Source organism: Phytoactinopolyspora halophila, assembly GCF_003287285.1.
In the GTDB taxonomy this organism is placed as follows: domain Bacteria; phylum Actinomycetota; class Actinomycetes; order Jiangellales; family Jiangellaceae; genus Phytoactinopolyspora_A; species Phytoactinopolyspora_A halophila.
In genome coordinates this window covers 11,765-30,689 of sequence record NZ_QMIG01000026.1, presented here as the reverse complement: position 1 = coordinate 30,689, position 18,925 = coordinate 11,765, and the positions used below count along the sequence as shown (strand labels likewise).

The window sequence follows — 18,925 nt, the reverse complement described above, 5'->3', positions numbered from 1 at the left end:
CGACTCCCTCGGCGAGTGGACTAGACCTCTCGGGGAGTAAATCAGTCGCGCCGGGCGGTGACAAGACTCACTCGTCGACAGAATTCCGGCGACGATCGACGGAATTCCGGCGTCACCCATCCGGCCAGGGCCCACGCGGACACCTGACGCGGGCACCTGACGCACTCACCCCGGAGCAAGCGCGCGATACAGGTCGCCGATCTCCTAGATTGTAATGATAATGAGTCTCATATACTCTTTCTCGGCCTTCCCCTCTACAGCGGCGAGCCAGGAAGCCCGCCGACCGACGAATCAGGAGACACGCAGCGATGAAAGCTGGACCTACGTGGCCCGCGGTCGCCGCCGCGGCGTTGCTACTGGCCGCATGCGGGAGCGACGACACCGACGCCTCCCCCGCCGACGACACCGGCACCAGCGAGGCCGACCCGAACGGCAACCATGACGACCACGATCACGGCGATGGGCACGACCACGAGCACGACGAGGGTGACGAGGCGAGTGACGACGAGTCCATGCCCGAGGCCACCGAGGTCGACGCTCCCACCCACCGGCTCCTCGTCGCCGACGCCGAGGACGGCGAGATCTCGATCGTCGACGTCGGCTCCGGCTCCGGCTCCGGCTCCGGCTCCGGCTCCGGCTCCGGCTCCGGCTCCGGCTCCGGCGTCATCGTCGACGTCATCGATACCGAGGCGCCACAGGACACACCGACCATGTTCGCCACGGCACCGGACGGTCGGCACGCCTTCGCCATCTTCTACGACCGTGATGGGGTCCAGGTGATCGACGGCGGCGCCTGGACCGTCGGACACGGTGACCACGACCACTACTACACCGCGCCACCACGAGCACGGGAGCTGTACCCGGGAGGCCGCCCGGCACACGCCGTCAGCCACGACGGCCGGGCCGCCATCTTCTACGACGACGACGGCGAGTACCGGTTGCTGGACGAGTCCGAGATTGCCGAGGGCGGGCCAGGTCACCTGCTCCCCGTCGACGCTCCTCACCATGGCGTCGCCGTGCCCTGGTACGACGATCGCACCATCGTGACGCGGTTCGGTGACACCGACCCGGACGAGACCACGCTGCCTCCGGAGGTCGTGATTCACAATGCCGACGGTGAGCTCGTCGAGGAGGGCTTTCCCGAGTGCCCGGACCTTCACGGCGGGGTGGCGCTCGGCAGCACCGTCGCGTTCGGCTGCTCGGACGGTGTCCTCGTGCTCGACCAGCACGGCGGCCATGTCGACGGCCACAAGCTCGACTATCCCGGGGACGACGAGCGCACCGGCGCCCTTCTGACCGCCGACGGTCTCGACGTCGTCGTCGGCAACTACAGCGATGACGCATACCTGGTCATCGATCCCGTCGGACACGCGGTTGATGCCGTGGCAATTCCGGAGCCGTTCAGCACGTTCGGCGTCACCGGTCACGACGGCGGCAAGCTGCTCGGCATGTCCGCGAGCGGCACCCTTCACGTCGTCGACATCACCTCGGGTGACGTCGAATCGATCGGGGACGTGACGGCTGCCTACGACGAGGACGCCGAGTGGACCGAGCCCACGCCGCAGCTCGCCACGGGACCGGACGGTCTCGTGTTCGTCAGCGACCCGGAGGCGCGCCGGGTGCACGAGATCGACCTGAACGCGGGCGAGGTGCGGGAGAGCTACGACGTCGGCGGCAGGCCATTCCACCTGACGGCACTCGGCACGGGTTGAGGCCAACCCACCTACCCGCACGCCCGCACACTTCTCGTGATCATGAACACTTGTTGGGCCAAGTGGCGGGTGAAGTGTTCATGATCACGAGAAGTGGGGAATTGCCGGCGGCGCCGCAGTAACGCCAGGGCCCGCAGCATCGTCCTCGACGCGCACCGAGCGCCGATCCATCCAATCGCACACTGGAAAGGTCACTTCTTGGGCCTGCGGAACCTCCAGGACGCTCTATGCCCGTCTGGACGTTCCGCAGGCCCAAGAAGTGTGGTTCGCCGAGGCAATCGTCGGCAATCCACCCCTCCTCCCAATGATCATGAACACTTCACCACCCATATGACCCAACAAGTGTTCATGATCATGCAGATGCCGGGGTGGCCAGATGCCGGGGCGCGCAGATGCCGGGGCGGCCAGATGCCGGGGGTGGGAGACGTGGGGGCGGTGGAGGCGGCGCGAGACATGGAGTGAGCGCCGAAAGAGGACAGACCATTGCCATACACGCGCATTCCCTATAGGCTTTCGCAAAATCCTATAGGTTAGGGGATTGCGCGCAGATGACGATGCAGTACAGTCCCGGTGTACTGGCCGAGTTCGCCTCCCGGGCGCTACGAGCAGTCGATGTGCCGCCAGAAGATGCGGACGTCACCAGCCGCTCGCTGGTGCAAGCCGATCAGCGGGGCATCCACTCGCACGGTCTCCTGCGGTTACCGCTGTACGTTTCCGCGCTCCAGGCCGGAGGGATCAACCCCCGACCGGACCTGCATTGGATCGACGAACGCGGGGCCACCGCCCTGCTGGACGCCGACGCCGGGCTCGGCCAGGTCGCCATGAACGCGGCGGTGCGGCGCGCGATCAGCATCACGCACCACCACGGAGCCGCTGTCGTGGCGGTGCAAAACAGTGTCCACTACGGTGCCGGCGCGTACTGGACTGACGAACTCGCCGCACACGGCCTGATCGGGATCCTCACGTCGACCACCGGACCCTCTGTCACGCCCTACGGCGGCGCGAGCAAGCTCCTGGGGACGAATCCCCTGACCATCGCCGTTCCCAGCACCGATGATCACCCCCTCACCGCCGACTTCGCGACGAGCGAAGGGGCGTACGGAAAGATCGTCGCCGCCCGCAACGACGGCCGGCCGATCCCGGCCGGATGGGCGGTTGACGCGCACGGGGATCCCACCACGGATGCCGAACGTGCCCTCCAGGGAGCGTTGCTGCCCTTCGGAGGACCGAAGGGCTCGGCGCTCTCGGTGGTGCTCGAAGCCCTCGGGGCCTCACTCACCACTGCCGCCTTCGCTCACGAGACGCGGGACATCTGGAACGATCACGCGGTGCAGATGAACACCGGGCATCTGCTGATCGCCATCGACACGGCATCCTTCGCCGGCCGGACGCCGACGGAGCGGCGGGTGGCGCGCCTGCAAGAACGCGTCCGCGACAGCGGGGCTCCGGACGCGGCCGACGTATACGCGCCCGGCGACATCGAGTACGGCCGGGCCCGTGCCGAAACGGTCATGCTCCCCGCGTCTACAGCCGAGCAGCTTGACCAGCTCGCCGATTCGCTCGGCATCCCCAGAGTGGCGGGCACCACCGACGCCGGCGGCCAGGACGGATGATTCCAGCCTGGTCGACAACTGCCATCACGACATTCAACGGAGAACGCACATGATCAAGACCAACGCGACGAACGGCACCCGCAACCGCCAGCGCTCCCTCGCACTCGTACCGGGCGTCGGGCTGCTGGTGGCCACCGCCCTGGCCGCCTGCGACGTCGGAGAGACCGTCGACGAGGAGGACACAGAGGCTGCTACGTCCGACGACGAGATCTTGCGCTTCGCACACGTCTACGACGCCTCCCATCCCGTCGAGACCTGTGGCGTGCCCGCCATCCAGGAACACCTCGAGGGCAGCGGGATCAACATCGAAAGCTACCCGTCCGCACAGCTCGGCAACGAGGCGGAGTCCCTGGAGCAGATCGCCAACGGTGGCCTCGACATCGCCGTCGCCGGCCCGTCGTTCCTGGGTGTGTGGCACGAGCCGGCCGCCGTGCTCGATGGTGCCTACTTGTTCGACGACGTCGACCACTTCATCGAGACGGTCAACGGGGAAGAGATCACCCAGATCCACGACGACCTCTACGAGGAATCCGGCATCCGGGTGATGTCCACCTGGTACTACGGCACCCGGCACGTCACGTCGAATGTCCCGGTCAACTCTCCGGAGGATCTCGCGGGCGTGAAGCTACGCACCCCGGATGCGCCCCTCTACCTGACGAACATCGAGGGCATGGGCGGAACGGCCACGCCGATGGCCCTGGATGAGGTCTACACCGCTCTCCAGCAGGGAGTTCTCGACGCCCAGGAGAACCCGGTCCCGACGATCGCCTCGTCCGGGTTTCACGAGGTCCAGGACTACATCAACCTCACCGGGCACATGGTGCAGGCCGTGCACACGGTGACGCATGACGGCGTCTACGACTCCCTGGACGACGAGCAGGCCGCGCTCCTGGACGAGGCGATGGACGAGGCCAGCGAGGCCGTGCGTGAGTGCATCGTGAGCGAGGAGGAAGAGTTCATCGAGGAGTGGAAGGGCTCCGACGAGATCGAGGTGGTCGAGGACGTCGATCGCGAGGCCTTCGCCGACGCGGTCGCCGATCACCTGCCGGACGAGGTGCCCTGGGGTGATCTCTACCTCGAAATCCGGGGCACTCCATGACCCCATCTGGGGAGGACGACGCGCCGGACGCTCCCGACTATCTTGAGCGCGTATCCCGTCCCTACCGGGCGGCGATGCAGCTCGAACGCGCGGTGTGCTGCCTGCTGCTCGTGGCGACGTTCTCCGTCATCTTCTTGCAGGTGGTGACGCGGTACGTGTTCTCCAGCCCGCTGCCGTGGACCGAGGAGGTGGCGCGCTTCCTGCTGGTCTGGCTCACGTTTGCCGCGGCCGGCTACGTCACCGCTCGCCGGCTGCACATCTCGGTGGACCTCCTCATGGCCGGGCTCGGCCGGCGGCTGGCGGTCGCGGTGGACACGTTCGCCATGCTCGTGGTCGTGCTGGTGGCCGGTTCCATGACGGTGGCGGCGTTCGGCGCCGCCGGGGAGGCGACCACCCACGCGCCGGCGACCGGGCTGCCCGTGAGCGTCATCTACCTGGCCGGCTTCATCGGGTTCGGCCTGATGCTCGCGCACAGCCTGTTCAACATCTACGTGAACGTGCGCCACCCGCGGGAAGTCCCGAAGGCCATGGACAGCGTCGAGAAGGAAGGGATCTGAGGCTGCCATGACTCTCCTCCTCATGCTGGCCGCCCTGATCGTCCTTCTCATGCTGCGGGTTCCCGTCGCGATCGCGCTGCTCACACCCGGGTTGGTGTATGTCCTCGTGGACGGATCGGCGTCGCTGGAGCTGGCGGTGCAGCAGACCCTGTCCGGGGTCAACAGTTTCCCGATCCTGGCCGTGCCCATGTTCATCCTGCTGGGCAATCTCGCCAACGTCTCGGGCATCACCGACCGGGTCTACGGTGCGGCGGTCGCGTTTCTGGGGCACGTGCGCGGCAGTCTCGGCTATGTCAACGTGGCGACGAGCTTCGGCTTCTCCTGGATGTCCGGCGCCGCCATCGCCGACGCCGCGGCCATGGGCCGGGTACAGGTGCCGGCGATGGTCAAGCGTGGTTACAGCCGTTCCTTCAGCGTCGGCATCACCGGCGCGTCGTCGGTCATCGCGCCGCTGATCCCGCCGAGCATTCCGGCCATCATCTACGCGGTGACGGCCGGCCTGTCCGTGGGAGCGCTGTTCGTCACCGGCATCCTGCCAGCACTCGTCCTGGTCGTGTGCCTGTGCGTCACGGTGTGGTGGATGACGCGCGCCAAGGAAGAGCTGCGAGAATCCAGGGCATCATGGTCGGTCCGGGGCAAGGAGCTGCTGGCCGCACTGCCGGCGGCCGGTGCTGCTGTGATCATTCTCGGTGGAATCCTCGGCGGCATCGTCACCCCGACCGAGGCTTCGGCCAGCGGCGTTCTCTACATTTTCCTGCTCGCCCTCGCGTATCGCGCGCTGACCTGGCGAAAGATTTACCACGTCATCCTGCAGACGGTGGAGACAGCCGGGTCGGTCCTGCTCATCGTCGCCGGTGCCGCTCTGTTCGGCTGGGTGCTCGCCCGGGAACGCGCACCGCAAGCCATCGCCGATCTCATTCTCCAGGTCACGAATCACCCCATCATCTTCCTCATCCTGGTGAACGTGTTCCTGCTGGTGATCGGTGCCGTGCTCGAACCCACCGCCGCCATCCTCATCGTCGTCCCGGTGCTCGCCCCGGTGGCCGAAACCTTCGGGATACACCCGATGCACTTCGCGGCGATCGTGATCTTCAATCTCCTGCTCGGCCTGTTGACACCGCCGGTCGGCCTGCTGCATTTCGTGCTGTCGGGCGTGACCTCCACACCGGTGACGACGGTGATCCGCGGTGTCATGCCGTTCTACGTGCCGATGCTCGTCGTGTTGCTCGTCGTCACGTTCGTACCCGCCGTCAGCTTGTGGCTGCCCACCCTCCTGGGACTGGCCTAGGATGCATCAGAAAGGTGATCGCTCTTGTCCCGCATCACATCCGTACACACCCGCGACGTCCGCTTTCCCACCTCGCTGGAGCTGGACGGCTCCGACGCGGTCAACGTCGACCCTGACTATTCCGCCGCCTACGTCACCATCACCACGAGCGACGACGAGACCGGGCACGCCCTGGTGTTCACCGGGGGCCGCGGGAACGAGCTGGTGGTCCGGGCCATGCAAAGCTACGGCGAGCTGCTGCGCGGACGCGACGTCGACGAGCTCCTCGGCGACATGGCCGCCGCGTCGCGGCTGCTCGTGCACGATTCGCAGCTGCGCTGGCTCGGTCCGGAGAAGGGCGTCTCGCACATGGCCTGCGGGGGCCTCGTCAACGCCCTGTGGGACCTGCGTGCCCGCCGGGCCGGCAAGCCGCTGTGGTTGTTGCTTGCCGAGCTGCCTGCCGAGGAGATCGTGCGCGCGATCGACTTCACGCACATCGGCAACGCACTCACCCCTGAGGAGGCGCTGGAGATCCTGCGCCGTGCCGAGCCGGGCAAGCAGGAACGTATCAACGAGCTCCAGCAGCACGGCTACCCCGCCTACACGACCACGCCGGGCTGGCTCGGCTACAGCGACGAGAAGCTGGTGCGGCTGTGCAAGGACGCCGTCGCCGAGGGGTTCGACATGGTCAAGCTGAAGGTCGGTGGCGATCTCGACCACGACCGGCGACGGATGCGCCTGGCCCGCGAAGCCGTCGGACCTGATGTGAAGATCGGGATAGACGCGAACCAGCGCTGGGAAGTCGACGACGCCATCACCTGGGTGAACGCGCTTGCGGAGTTCGACCCGTGGTGGATCGAGGAACCGACCAGCACCGACGACGTACTCGGTCATCGCGACATCCGCCGTGGCGTGGCTCCGGTGAAGGTCGCCACGGGCGAGGCCGTCGCCAACCGGATCGTGTTCAAGCAGCTGCTGCAGGCCGGCGCGATCGACGTCATGCAGATCGACTCCACCCGGGTTGCCGGGGTGAACGAGAACCTCGCCAACCTCGTACTCGCCGCGAAATTCGGGGTTCCGGTCTGCCCCCACGCCGGCGGCGTGGGCTTGTGCGAGCTGGTGCAGCACTTCTCGTTCTTCGACTACGCTGCCGTCAGCGCGAGCATGCGCGACCGCGTCATCGAATATGTCGACCACCTCCACGAGCACTTCGCCGAGCCGGTACGGATGCGCGACGGGAACTACCTGGCTCCCCGCGCGCCCGGGATCGGCGCGGAGATGCTGGAGAGCTCGCTGGACACGTGGGTCTATCCGGATGGCCCGGGGTGGCGCGAGCTGGAGGCCGGCGCAGGTGGCGAGGGACGTTCCTGATGGCCACGGCTGGAATGCTTCCCGACGACGCCGCCTCCGCGACGCTCGTCGGCCGGGTCTGGGACACCGAGACCGGCGGGCCCCGGCCGGTCCTGGTTTCCGGCGACGACGTCGTCGACCTTTTCCACGTCGCGCCCACCACGTCGCAGCTGCTCGAAACCGTCGACGCCGCCGATACGGCCAGTATCCGCGACATCGGAAGTGCCCGCCGCTGGCGGCTCACCGATCTCGTCGACGCGTCGCTCGCCCGCGACCACGATCGCCCGCACCTGCTCGCCCCCGTGGATCTGCAGGTGGTCAAGGCCTGCGGGGTGACCTTCGTCGACAGCATGATCGAACGGGTCATCGAGGAACGCTGCGCGGGAGACCCCGGACGGGCGGCCGAGCTGCGCGAGCGCGTCGGCGGCGTGCTGCACGACGAGATCGGCGCGGTGGTACCCGGCTCCCCGGCCGCGGAGGAGATCAAAGAGGTGCTGGTCCGCGAAGGCATGTGGTCGCAGTATCTGGAGGTGGGGCTCGGGCCGGACCCCGAGGTGTTCACCAAAGCCCCGGTGCTCTCGTCCGTCGGCTACGGGGCCGGGATCGGCGTCCCGCAGTTCTCGTCGTGGAACAACCCGGAGCCCGAGCTCGTACTCATCGTCGATTCCCGGGGCCGGGCACGCGGCTGCACCCTGGGCAACGATGTGAACCTGCGCGATGTCGAGGGCCGCAGCGCCCTGCTGCTGGGGATGGCCAAGGACAACAACGCCTCCAGTGCGATCGGCCCGCTGATCCGGCTGTTCGACGAATCTTTCACGGTGGACACCGCCCGCGAGGAGCGGATCACGTTGCGGGTCGACGGGGCCGACGACGGATACGTGCTGGAGGGCGAGAACAGCGTCGGCCGGCTCAGCCGTCCCTTCGAACAGCTCATCGACGCGACGTACGGCCCACACCACCAGTACCCGGACGGATTCGCGCTGTACACGGGGACGCTGTTCGCGCCGGTGCAGGATCGGGACACTCCCGGGATGGGATTCACCCACAAGCACGGCGACCGCGTGTCGATTCACAGCACGCATCTGGGCACCCTGGTCAACGAGGTCGCGGACACCGCCTCCCTGCCGCAATGGACGTTCGGGATTCGCGCGCTGACTGAGTACTTGACTACACGTACCGTCATGGCCAGGAATCCTGAGACCTGCCAGCGTGACGGTAGCCGTTCCCGGGAGGAGCCGTGATGCCGACCGCGGATGGTGCGCATTCCCGCCGGCTGTCGAGCGACGATGTCTACCACCAGCTACGTACGCTGATCCTGGAGAACGCCATCGCTCCTGGAGAGCGGGTCAACATCGACGCGCTCGCGCGGCAGCTCGGCGTGTCCCAGACACCGATCCGCGAGGCGGTGCGTCGGCTGGAAGGCGATCACCTGCTGCACAAGGTTCCCGGGAAGGGGTACCAGACCACACCGCTGCTCGACCTCGATAGCCTGCGCCAGCTCTTCGAGTTCCGGCTGGTGGTCGACCTGTGGGCGGTGCGCGCCGTGGCCGTGAACCGGCTGGGTAACCCCAGCGGGTGGCTGCACGAGGAGATCGAACGGTTCACCCGGGCCATCGTGGGAGTCCCGGACATCCGCCAGCACCTGCTGGAACACGACACTAGGTTTCACGGGCTCATCCTCGGGGCACTCGGAAACGACGTCGTGAAGAATGCCTATGATCAAACCCACTGTCATTTCCACGCGTTCCGCCTCTACTCCCCCGACACGAATGGCGCGTTGACGATCGAGGAGCACGCCCGGCTGGCCCACGCGATCGAGGCGTGTGATCCGGACGAAGCCGAGACCGCGATGCGGGAGCACCTGACGAAGGCCTTCTACCGTTTCGCGCGGGCGTTCGACGACACCGGCAACATCCAGCTGCGCTTCCCCCAGTCCCCCCGCATCTTCTGACCTCGCCCTCGTCCCGCTGATCATGAACACTTGGCAGGCCGTGCGGCCTGCCAAGTGTTCATGATCAGCGGGACGAGGACGGGGAGGAGGGTGCGGTGGGGAGGTCGATCACCATGACGGGATCGGTCGTGGGTTGCTCGGACCCACCGGCGGGTTCGACGGTGATGCCGATGTGCTCCGCATCGTCGAGGCCGTGCGCCGTGACGGGGCCGAGCTGGCCGTCGTCGGTGTCACCCAGGACACCCGCTGAACGGGCGCCGTCGTCACCGATGAACCACATCTGGTACGTCTCCTCCGCGGACACGGGGTCCATATCACGAGCGAGCACGACGGCGGTATTCAGCGAACGCGCCATGACGACGGTACCGGCGGCGGCGTCGCCGTCGGCGTGGATCATCTCCGCGTCCGGCGCGGCCACCAGCTCCTCCACCTGCGTCGCGAGCTGCTCGGCGCGTTCGAGGTCATCGCGAGTCTCGTTCAGCTGGACGCCGAGCATGATCACTCCCGCTGTCATCGCCGCGGCCAGACCGGTGGCCGCCGGCCCCCACCAGCGACGCCACCCCCGGCGGCGAACGCCCGCCTCCAGCGCACGGCGATCCCCGTCATCCACGTCTTCGGTGGGTGGCAGCGGCCGGACGTGCGCGACACGCCGCATCACGTCGGCCTTCAACTCGGATGGCGGCACGACGGCAGCGGCGGTTCCCAGCCGCGTCGCGGTCTCGCGGATCTCGTCGACCTCTGCCTGGCACGCCGCGCACTCGGCCAGGTGCTGCTCGAACAGCTCTACGTCCTCGTCCGACAACGCATGCAACGCATACGGGGTCGCGAGGGTGTGGATCTCGGCGTTCGCGGCCATCCTCATCACCCCATGCCCATGCAGTCGCGTAACCGGATCAGACCGTCGCGCAATCGCGTCTTCACGGTTCCCAGCGGAGTGTTCAACAGCTGCGCGACCTCCCGGTAGGTGTAGCCGTCGTAGTACGCCAGGGTCACCGACTCCCGCTGAAGGTCGGTGAGCGTGCCGAGACAGCGCCTGGTCCGTTCGCGCTCGAAGCGCGACTCGACCTCTTCGGCGACCTCATCGACCGGCCGCCGCTCGTCCCGGGCCACAACCCGGTCATCCCGTTCAGCCGACGCCTGTTCGTGGCGCACCCGATCGACAGCACGGCGGTGGGCAATGGTCATGATCCACGCCATCGGGCTGCCCCGCTCCGGGGCGTATCGCGCTGCCGAGCGCCACACCTCGACCATCACATCTTGTGCTACTTCTTCGGCCTGAGCCCGGTTGCGCACCACCCGCAGCGCGAGACCCAGCACCGCACCGGCCACGTCGTCATAGATCCTTTCGAAGGCGGCGATGTCGCCCCGGGCCGACCTGTTCAACAAGCCGGCCAGCACATCACCGGACTCCGGCTCGGCGTCGTCGCCCGATGGGACGGATCGTAACCCAGGCATCAGTGGCCAATCCTCAAGCTGCGCAGATGCATGATGATACCTTCCTCGTTCCCGGTCGCCCGCCGATATGAACTCTCGATCGGGTGGTCTCCCGCCCTCCCCGGGAGGCGGGAGACCACCCGTCACGTCCCCGCTGCCGGAGACGGGCACCGCCTGTCACTCCATCGGTGGCATCAGCACGGCGTCGATGAGATACACGGTGGCGTTGGCCGTCTGGACGCCACCACAGATGACGTCGGCGTCGTTCACCGTCAGCATGTCGGGGCTTCCCTCAACGGTCACGCTCTCGCCCTGCACCGTCTCGTGCTCACCGGCGATCTCGTCGGGTGGCACCTGTCCGGGAACGACGTGGTAAGTGAGGACCGTCGTCAACAGATCGGCGTCTTCGGACAACGCATCCAGCGTCTCGTCGTCCACCTCGGCAAACGCGTCGTCGACCGGGGCAAACACGGTGAACTCGTCGCCGTTGAGCGTGTCCACCAGGTCGACGTCCGGGTTCAGCTCCCCGGAAACCGCGGACACGAGGGTCGTCAGCAACGGGTTGTTCGACGCCGCCGTCGCCACCGGGTCCTCGGCCATGCCATCGACCGAGCCCGGACCGTCCGGAACCGCCTCCGCATAGTCGGCGCATCCCGGCCCGACGGGCCCGGCCATCGCCTCGCCCTCCCGAGACTCGTCGTCGGAGGCTTCCCCTTCGTCGTCGGAGATGTCGCTGCTGTCGTCGCCGGATTCGTCCTCTTGCGGCGCGCTGGCCGCGTCGTCGTTACTCCCGTTGCCGGCATCTTCACTGGCATCGTCGCCACAGGCGGCGACGGCAAGGGACACTGTCACGGCAGCCGCCAGGACCGCCGATGTACGTCGGGTGATTTGTCGCATGATCGCGACTCCTTCCATGATCGAGTTGCTGAATCTTCGTGTCTGGGTTTCGCGTTCTGGGTGCTGTGTGCCAACGGGTGAGATGCTTCTGGTCAGATCACCTCCACCACTACGGAGTGCCAGCCGCTCGCGCCGTCGGGTATCGGCGGGACTTGTTCGCCGGTCTGCAGCGCGCCGTCGCCATCGACGGCCCGCACACGCACGGTGTGCCGGCCAGGCTCGGCGTCCCATTCCCAGAACCACTGGCGCCACGTGTCCACCGAGACCTCACCGGCGAGTTCGGCCTCGTACCACTCCCCGTCGTCGACGTTGACCTGCACGGCGCCGATCCCCCGGCGCTGCGCCCACGCCACGCCGGCGACGACGTTCGGGCCCGCGTCCAGGCGGGCGAACGAGCCGGGGACGTCGATCCGCGACGCCGTCTTGATCGGTGCCCGCTCCGCCCAGCCACGGTCGGTCCAGTACGCCGTCTCCCGGTCGAACCTGGTGACCCGGAGGTCGGTGACCCACTTCGTCGCGGACACGTAGCCGTAGAGGCCGGGAACCACCATCCGCACCGGAAATCCGTGCCGCATCGGTAGCGGCTCGCCGTTCATCCCGACGGCGAGCAATGCGTCCCGGCCATCCGTCAAGGCTTCGAGTGGTGTGCTGGCGGTAAAGCCGTCGACGCTGGTCGACAGCACCATGTCCGCGTCGTCGTGCGGCCGCGCCCGTTCCAGGAGCGCGCGCAGCGGATATCCCAGCCACACGGCGTTACCCGCCAGCTCACCGCCAACCTCGTTGGACACGCAGGTCAACGTGATCATTCGCTCGACGAGCGGCAATGACACGAGATCGTCGAAGTCGATCTCGACGGCTTCGTCGACCATCCCGTGAATCCGCAGCCGCCACTCGCCGGGATGCAGCCTGGGGATCTCCAGCGCCGTATCGACCCGGTAGAACTCCGAATTGGGCGTGGTGAACGGCGTGATCTCGGGAACGTCGAGTTCGGCATCCACAGGCGGCGGCGCGGCCGGATCGTCCGCGGAGGGCAGCCGGAGCCGTGCCCTGGCATCGAGGATGTCCTGTCTCGTCTGCCCGAGGGTGCGGGACCCGGCCGCCGCTGCCACGGCCAGACCGGCGGCCGCCACGGTCAGCACGAGGAACCGGCGCCGGCTCGATCTCGGCAGCGGCTGCGGTGCGTCTGCGTGCGCCGAATCGCTCGGCTGCTCGGGCCGTTCGCGCAGGACACTGATGAGCAGCCACAGCGTCAGGGACCCCGAGACGATGGCTACGATCGCCGGGATCACGTACCAGGCATCGGAACCGGGCCGGGTAAGCGCCGCGACCGCGGCCACCGCACCAAGTATCCCGACCAGTACCAGACCCCACGGCGGACGTCGCAGCTGCAACCACCCGGCGATGGCCGCCAGCAACGTCAGCATCGTGGCCAGGCACGCGAAGAGCGCGATCTTGTCGTTCTCGCCGAAGGTGGAGATGGCGAAGCTCTTGAGCCATTCCGGTGTGAGGTCAACGATCGTGTTACCGACGACGAAGAACGGCCCCGACCGTGGGCCGACGAGCAATCCGGCGAGCTCACCGGCGGCGAGCGTCACGGCACCTGCCACCACGCCGGCGGCTGCGGCCATGATCCGCACGACTGGTGGATGCGCCGAAGAGCGGGAAGCGTTCATACCCCTGGTTCGGGGCCGATCGGTCAGCGGATTGGTCTACATCACCAACCACGGCAGGCCGCTACACCCACAATCGCGGCGACTGGACTGCCGCACGCCCACTTCTTGGTTCTTCGGAACGTCCAGGGGCGCAATTCGGCCGCTGGACGTTCCGCAGAACCAAGAAGTGCGGGGCGTGGGTCCATGAATAAGGGACACCGCTTCCGTGATGCCATGCCCGCACCTGACGCTGGTGGCCACGCGGACATGCAATGACGGGTTCACCCAGCGGCCGCGAAAGAACCGACGTTGTCGGGGCCATAACCTCGATGATGTCGGTTCCTTTGATCCGCTGCCGTCAGCCTCACGACACCGAAGGCACCGGTGATCCAACTCCACCCTGTAGTCTCGTATACAACCATGAACAATCAGCACCCGGGCCAGCAGCACGTCCGCCGCCAGCGGCTGCTCACCGAGGACGGAACGATCGTCGAGGCGGCACACCTCCCGGCCACGTCCGGGAATCGGGATCTGGCCGTCGTCGTCGCACACGGCTTCACGCTCCATTCCCGGCATCCGCTACTCCAGCAGATCGGCCACTGGATCAGCGAACGTGTCGGGGTCGTTCACGTCGATCTTCGCGGCCACGGCGGCTCCACCGGAACGTCCACGCTCGGCTGGCAGGAAGTTCACGACGTCGAAGCGGCCGTCGCCTGGGCACGGTGCCTCGGCTATCACCGGGTGGTCACGCTGGGCTTCTCGCTCGGTGCCGCCGTGGTGGTCCGGCACGGCGCACTGCACGGCGGCGTTGACCGGATCGCCGCGGTCAGCGGTCCCAGCCAGTGGTATTACCGCGGAACCTCCCGCATGCGACTGCTGCACCAGCTCGTTCTCACCAGGAGCGGCAGGCTGGCGCTCCGGATGCTCCGCCGTACATACGTCACGCACGTGCCGTGGACCGAGCCGCTCCCCATCGATCCGGTCGCCGCCGCGGGCCAGCTCGACGTGCCGTTGCTCGTCGTCCACGGTGATCGAGATCATCTGTTCCCCATCGATCACGCGCAACGCGTGAGCGCAGCCGCTGGCGAGCTCGGTACGCTCTGGCTCGAACCGGGCTTCGGGCACGCCGAGAAGACGCTCGACGCCGGCCTCGCCCGCCGGCTCACCAGCTGGCTCGCCACGCCCGGCCACGTGCCCCGCTGACGCGCTACCTCCCTCAGGCGGTCGGCAGGTAGGTTCGATCCGGTACCGGCTGCCTGCCCGGTTCCACCGGCCACGAAGACTGGCTCCCCCGCTCGACGAGCTCGCTCAGCTGGTACGTCGGCTCGACGCCCAGCTCCTCCCGGAGAGTCGCCCGGAAGCGCCGGTACTCGCGCACCGCCGACGCGGGATTGCCTTCCGCCAGATACACCTGGATCACGGCGCGGCGCGCGCTCTCCCGCAGCGGATCGAGCTCGACCGCCCGGAACGCCATCTCGAGCGCTTGCGGGAAGAAGCCGTCCTTCATCAGGCGATCCGACAGCGCCTCCGTCACGTGCAGCTTCAGGTGATGCAGCCGCTCGCGATCGACGAGCACCCATTCGTCGTACCACCCGGGAAGGAGCTCGCCTCCGGCGACGGCCGCGAGGTCGTCCACACCGGAAAGGTCCGGCCTCTCGCCACGCAGCACCGTCGCGGCGTCAGCACGGAACTCGTGCACGTCCACGGACACCTCCGCGGACAGCTCCAGGTCGCCATTCGACGCGTGCACGATCCCGGGCATGCGCCGCTGCACGTCGGACAGCACCGCCCGCAGGCTGGTTTGCGACCGCTGCTCGTCGGTGTCCGGCCACAGCGTCGCAGCTGCATATGACCGTGGCAGCCGTCCGCGAAGTGCGAGCAACGCGATGATGCGCCGGGCGCGCAACGGCATGTCAACCGTTCGATGGTCGACGGACATCTGCCAGCACCCGAACAGGCGCAACCGCAGACGTGAATCTTTTCGCTTCATACTCGGCCCCCCAAGGAAAAGCACTCTGAATGTACACCGGCATAACCGCTCTACCAAGGGCCATTCGGACCACTTTTCACCTGGGATGCTGTTCGGGACAGCCGAGGTGGCACATCTCGTCGTCCCACACGGCCGCGTCCTCCCCACCGAGCCGCCAGAAGAACGCGCCGCCGAGATCGTAGTCGGCAACGAGTTCGAGCTTGGCGCCAGCACTCTCCGCGTCCTCGAACCACACCTCGTGCCGCGTGCCGCCGGCATCGTGATACACGAACCAGGGCGTCCCGTCATCCGTGCGGTTCACGGTGGATCCGTGCTCGGCCAGCAGATCCTGCACCTGCGCGTGGTCGACCGTCTCGCCGTGGCCGTCGGCCCAGTCGTAGCCGAGAAGATCGATGCCGAGGATGACCTTGTGTGCCGGGATCTGGGTCACGGTCCAGGCGACGACCTCCTCGACCCAGTCGGCGGGTGCCACCGGACCCGGTGGCGACGTGTCCCACGAGTAGTCGTAGGTCATCAGCCGAACCTGGTCGGCGGCCGCCCCGATCGCCGCGAAGTCCTGTGCCTGGTTGCGGCCGTCGTCACCGGACTCCGACGTCTTGGGGTGCACGTCCACCGTCAGGATCTTGTCCTCGGCGTGCAAGGCGGCGGCGAGATCCACGACGAACTCGGTGAACGGCTCGCGGTCGGCCGCATCGAGATCTTCGTAGTCGATGTCGAGGCCGTCGTAATCCTCCGTCACAGCCAGGTTCACCAGCTCCCGGATATGCGCGCGCCGGGTGTCCGGATCACGCACCACCGATTGCACGGTCTCGGTGTCCCACTCCCCGCTGCGCAGGTTCGTGACCGTCGGTACCACCCGGACGCCTTCTGCCCGCAGGTGCGCCACCGCGGCGGGATCGACGACGGTGTGCTCGGCATCGGCCAGTTCTACCCCACCCGACGGTTCCGGTGCGTACCACACGGGACTGATCTCGTCGAACAGGTGGAGATGCGCTGTTGCCACGTCGAAAGCGCGCACCTGATCCCAGTACGGCACGTAGCCGATCACCGTCGGCCGTCCCCCGTCACCATCCGGGCTGCCGGCGAGGGGATTGCCGCGGGCCAGGAACAGCGCGAACACCAGGACGGCAGCGAACACGAGCAGCGCCACGAGCCCGGCGAACGGCCCCGTCGGCATGCGCCCCCGTCGATGTCGCACCGGCCCGGTCACGTGGCGCTCGGCCCATCATCGTCGTGCCGTGTCTCTCCCGGGCTCGGACCACCCGACGTCTCTCCCGGGGGCGGGCCACCCGAATCCGGACCCGGAGGCGCGGCCGTGCTGCCGTGCTCAGCGCCCGGCGAGCCCGGCAGTACGGCCGCACCCGATGTCCCGGGTACCAATCCAACAACGCGCCGGGCCGGGCTCACCCATCGGCCGGTGGACCGCGAACTCCATGCCTGCGGCAGCGTGAGCAGCGCTGCGATCGCGTCGAGCAGCCGCAGGCCGAGAAAGCCGACGCCGTACCACAGGAGGCTGGGGCGCCGGAAGGCTGCTGCTGTCAGGCAGGTGAGCAGGTAGTCCGGGAGGACCAGCAGGAACAGTACGATCCACAGATCGAGGGACGAGCTCAGCGACATCTGCAGGTCGAGTATCCAGCCACCGGATACGCCCAGCGCCGCTGCCGCCGCGCTCAGCCCGAGAAACACGAGTGCCAGCGCCAGCACGACGAGCCCGATACTGGCCACCATCACCTCTACGATGAACAGCAGCAGCGCCAGCGAGAATCCGCTCGCCCAGAATCCGTGTCGTCGCAAGGTCTGCCAGAAACCGAGAAACCAACGACGCACCTGGCGGTAGTAATCAGCGAGATTATCGGGGTCCTGCGTCGTGGCGTTCACACCCGGCCGGAAAGCGATCTTTCCCAGCCGTTTGCGATGTATCTCGAATGTCATGTTGAAATCTTCGATGACCAGCCCCGGCGGGTTCAGGTCCATCCGGGAGAGCATATGAGTCCGATACATGCTGGCGAATCCCGGAACGATCGACGTGACGTTGGTCCAGCGCCACGTCTGACCGTACTTCAGCCATTGCATCACCGCATACAGCCGGGTGCGGTACGCCACGAGAAAGCGGCCCATCGGATCGAGCTCTGCGGGTCGCCAGCTCGCCTTCGCGTAGCCGGCCAGCGCGACGACATCGGGTTCGTCGAGCATCGGCAAGCCGCGTTCCAGATAGTGCTCGTCGAGTTCGGTATCCGCGTCGACGATGAGCAGAACCTCGAACCGGCCGGGAATGTCGAAGTGTCGGACTGCCGCCTCGATCCCGCCGGCCTTGCCACGACCGGGGTCGAGCTCCACAACCTGCGCTCCGGCGTCCCGCGCGATCCGGGCGGTGTCATCGGTGCACCCGTCGGCGACGACGTGCACGTTCTGGCTCGGCACCAACCGGAGTGCGGAGGCGATGGACGCCGCGATCACGGGCTCCTCGTTGTGCGCCGGGATGAGGACCGCGACATCGTCCGGCCCCAGCGGTGCGGATGTCTCCCGCGAGGCGCCGGCCCGTCGCCGCCGAGCCCAACGTTCGTTCGCCAGCCGGACTCCCCCGACGAGCGTCCAGAACGTGAGGTTGACGCCCAAGACGAGCAGCAACAGCGCGACGTCCATCGATGTAGTGCCTACCTGCCTGGCTCGGCTCCGCTCGCCGGATCGACACGCACGTTGCGTCTCCGGCTCGCGAGCACCTCGCCCACCTTGCGGCCGTACATGAAGAGCATGTCGATCGCCGCCAGGCCGGGGATGAAGTCGTCGCCGACCTGCTCGTACTCGGGATGCTCGAAGTGCTGGGAGCTGACGGGAATTCCGGCCGCGGTGAATCGATGCCAGTCCACCGGTGGGCCGTCGGTGCCGAACGTACTGGTCAGGTGCTCGGTCCCGCCGAGATTCGTCACCAGGTCGATCAGCCGCTGGGTCCGGTCACCGTCGTGTGGCACGGAACTTGCCCGCACGATTCTCACCTGGGCGTCGAGGTAGCTGCACAGCGCCCCGATCAGGTCCACGTTCAGATCGACGAGCCGCTCCTGCCCGCGCCCGTAGACGTCCTCGAGGATCGGAAAGACCTCACCGAAGTACGGTGTCGAACCGTACGACAGCTTGATGCGGCGCAGGTGCCGGCTACGAAATGGCTGGCCGTTGTCGATCACCACCTCCTCGATGACCTGTTGCTGGCCCCGGACATGACGGACAGGCACCGAGAGCCACACCGGGCCGGCGTGGGACTTCACCTTCTGCCGGGCGTGGTACTCCGACTTCGTGTACAAGACCGTGTCATAGGCCACGTAGACATCGCTGGCCAGGATCTTGTCGAGGAGCTTGAGCCATGGCAGGAAGTTCGGCTGGTGGATCGAAACGATCGTGTCTCCCATCT

General features: G+C 67.3%; 17 protein-coding genes. 9 read left to right on the top strand and 8 right to left on the bottom strand.

The window, feature by feature from the left end; genetic code table 11:
• Positions 1–308 precede the first annotated feature (308 nt).
• The 8 genes from DPM12_RS18880 (at position 309) to DPM12_RS18845 (ending at position 9,549) form a co-directional block, all read left to right on the top strand.
• Positions 309–1,712 carry a hypothetical protein gene (locus tag DPM12_RS18880; RefSeq protein ID WP_164465261.1) on the top strand — a complete coding sequence of 468 codons (1,404 nt, stop codon included), beginning with the start codon at positions 309–311 and terminating at the stop codon, positions 1,710–1,712.
• A gap of 548 nt (positions 1,713–2,260) precedes the next feature.
• Positions 2,261–3,325 carry an Ldh family oxidoreductase gene (locus tag DPM12_RS18875; protein WP_211659142.1) on the top strand — a complete coding sequence of 355 codons (1,065 nt, stop codon included), beginning with the start codon at positions 2,261–2,263 and terminating at the stop codon, positions 3,323–3,325.
• 49 nt (positions 3,326–3,374) lie between these two features.
• On the top strand, positions 3,375–4,424 hold the full coding sequence (locus tag DPM12_RS18870) for a DctP family TRAP transporter solute-binding subunit (RefSeq protein WP_112259906.1): 1,050 nt from the start codon (positions 3,375–3,377) through the stop codon (positions 4,422–4,424).
• Positions 4,421–4,981, top strand: coding sequence for a TRAP transporter small permease (locus DPM12_RS18865; protein WP_112259905.1), 561 nt, complete (start codon positions 4,421–4,423; stop codon positions 4,979–4,981). The genes DPM12_RS18870 and DPM12_RS18865 overlap by 4 nt, the downstream gene beginning before the upstream one ends.
• 7 nt (positions 4,982–4,988) lie before the next feature.
• The gene (locus tag DPM12_RS18860; protein WP_112259904.1) at positions 4,989–6,269 is read left to right on the top strand and encodes a TRAP transporter large permease; all 1,281 of its coding nucleotides are present in this window, start codon (positions 4,989–4,991) and stop codon (positions 6,267–6,269) included.
• A 24-nt stretch (positions 6,270–6,293) separates the two neighbouring features.
• A complete protein-coding gene (locus tag DPM12_RS18855) occupies positions 6,294–7,619 on the top strand; it encodes an enolase C-terminal domain-like protein (protein WP_112259903.1) in 1,326 nt (441 codons plus the stop codon).
• Entirely contained in the window at positions 7,619–8,839 is a 1,221-nt protein-coding gene (locus DPM12_RS18850) for a fumarylacetoacetate hydrolase family protein (RefSeq protein WP_112259902.1), read from the top strand. The genes DPM12_RS18855 and DPM12_RS18850 overlap by 1 nt, the downstream gene beginning before the upstream one ends.
• Entirely contained in the window at positions 8,839–9,549 is a 711-nt protein-coding gene (locus DPM12_RS18845) for a GntR family transcriptional regulator (protein ID WP_112259901.1), read from the top strand. The genes DPM12_RS18850 and DPM12_RS18845 overlap by 1 nt, the downstream gene beginning before the upstream one ends.
• Before the next feature lie 64 nt (positions 9,550–9,613).
• Here the strand turns inward: DPM12_RS18845 and DPM12_RS18840 are convergent, their stop codons facing one another.
• The 4 genes from DPM12_RS18840 to DPM12_RS18825 form a co-directional block, all read right to left on the bottom strand.
• The gene (locus tag DPM12_RS18840) at positions 9,614–10,405 is read right to left on the bottom strand and encodes an anti-sigma factor (RefSeq protein WP_158542951.1); all 792 of its coding nucleotides are present in this window, start codon (positions 10,403–10,405) and stop codon (positions 9,614–9,616) included.
• Between the two features lie 5 nt (positions 10,406–10,410).
• Positions 10,411–11,004 carry an ECF RNA polymerase sigma factor SigK gene (sigK, locus tag DPM12_RS18835; RefSeq protein WP_112259899.1) on the bottom strand — a complete coding sequence of 198 codons (594 nt, stop codon included), beginning with the start codon at positions 11,002–11,004 and terminating at the stop codon, positions 10,411–10,413.
• A 156-nt stretch (positions 11,005–11,160) separates the two neighbouring features.
• Positions 11,161–11,880: a fasciclin domain-containing protein gene (locus tag DPM12_RS18830; RefSeq protein ID WP_112259934.1), complete on the bottom strand. Its 720-nt coding sequence runs from the start codon at positions 11,878–11,880 to the stop codon at positions 11,161–11,163.
• 92 nt (positions 11,881–11,972) lie between these two features.
• Positions 11,973–13,508, bottom strand: coding sequence for a molybdopterin-dependent oxidoreductase (locus DPM12_RS18825; RefSeq protein WP_112259933.1), 1,536 nt, complete (start codon positions 13,506–13,508; stop codon positions 11,973–11,975).
• Between the two features lie 444 nt (positions 13,509–13,952).
• On the opposite strand from DPM12_RS18825, the gene DPM12_RS18820 reads away from it, so the two are divergent.
• Positions 13,953–14,735 (top strand): alpha/beta hydrolase, encoded by a 783-nt coding sequence (locus DPM12_RS18820; protein ID WP_112259898.1) that lies wholly within the window; start codon positions 13,953–13,955, stop codon positions 14,733–14,735.
• 13 nt (positions 14,736–14,748) lie between these two features.
• Here DPM12_RS18820 and DPM12_RS18815 read toward each other — a convergent pair whose 3' ends face one another.
• The 4 genes from DPM12_RS18815 to DPM12_RS18800 form a co-directional block, all read right to left on the bottom strand.
• Positions 14,749–15,471 carry an AfsR/SARP family transcriptional regulator gene (locus DPM12_RS18815; protein WP_158542950.1) on the bottom strand — a complete coding sequence of 241 codons (723 nt, stop codon included), beginning with the start codon at positions 15,469–15,471 and terminating at the stop codon, positions 14,749–14,751.
• Positions 15,472–15,598: 127 nt separating this feature from the next.
• Positions 15,599–16,699, bottom strand: coding sequence for a glycosyl hydrolase family 18 protein (locus tag DPM12_RS18810; RefSeq protein ID WP_112259896.1), 1,101 nt, complete (start codon positions 16,697–16,699; stop codon positions 15,599–15,601).
• A gap of 29 nt (positions 16,700–16,728) precedes the next feature.
• Positions 16,729–18,165: a glycosyltransferase family 2 protein gene (locus DPM12_RS18805; RefSeq protein ID WP_112259895.1), complete on the bottom strand. Its 1,437-nt coding sequence runs from the start codon at positions 18,163–18,165 to the stop codon at positions 16,729–16,731.
• Positions 18,166–18,176: 11 nt separating this feature from the next.
• Complete coding sequence (locus DPM12_RS18800; RefSeq protein WP_112259894.1) at positions 18,177–18,923, bottom strand: WbqC family protein; 747 nt, start codon at positions 18,921–18,923, stop codon at positions 18,177–18,179.
• Between the last annotated feature and the right edge of the window lie 2 nt (positions 18,924–18,925).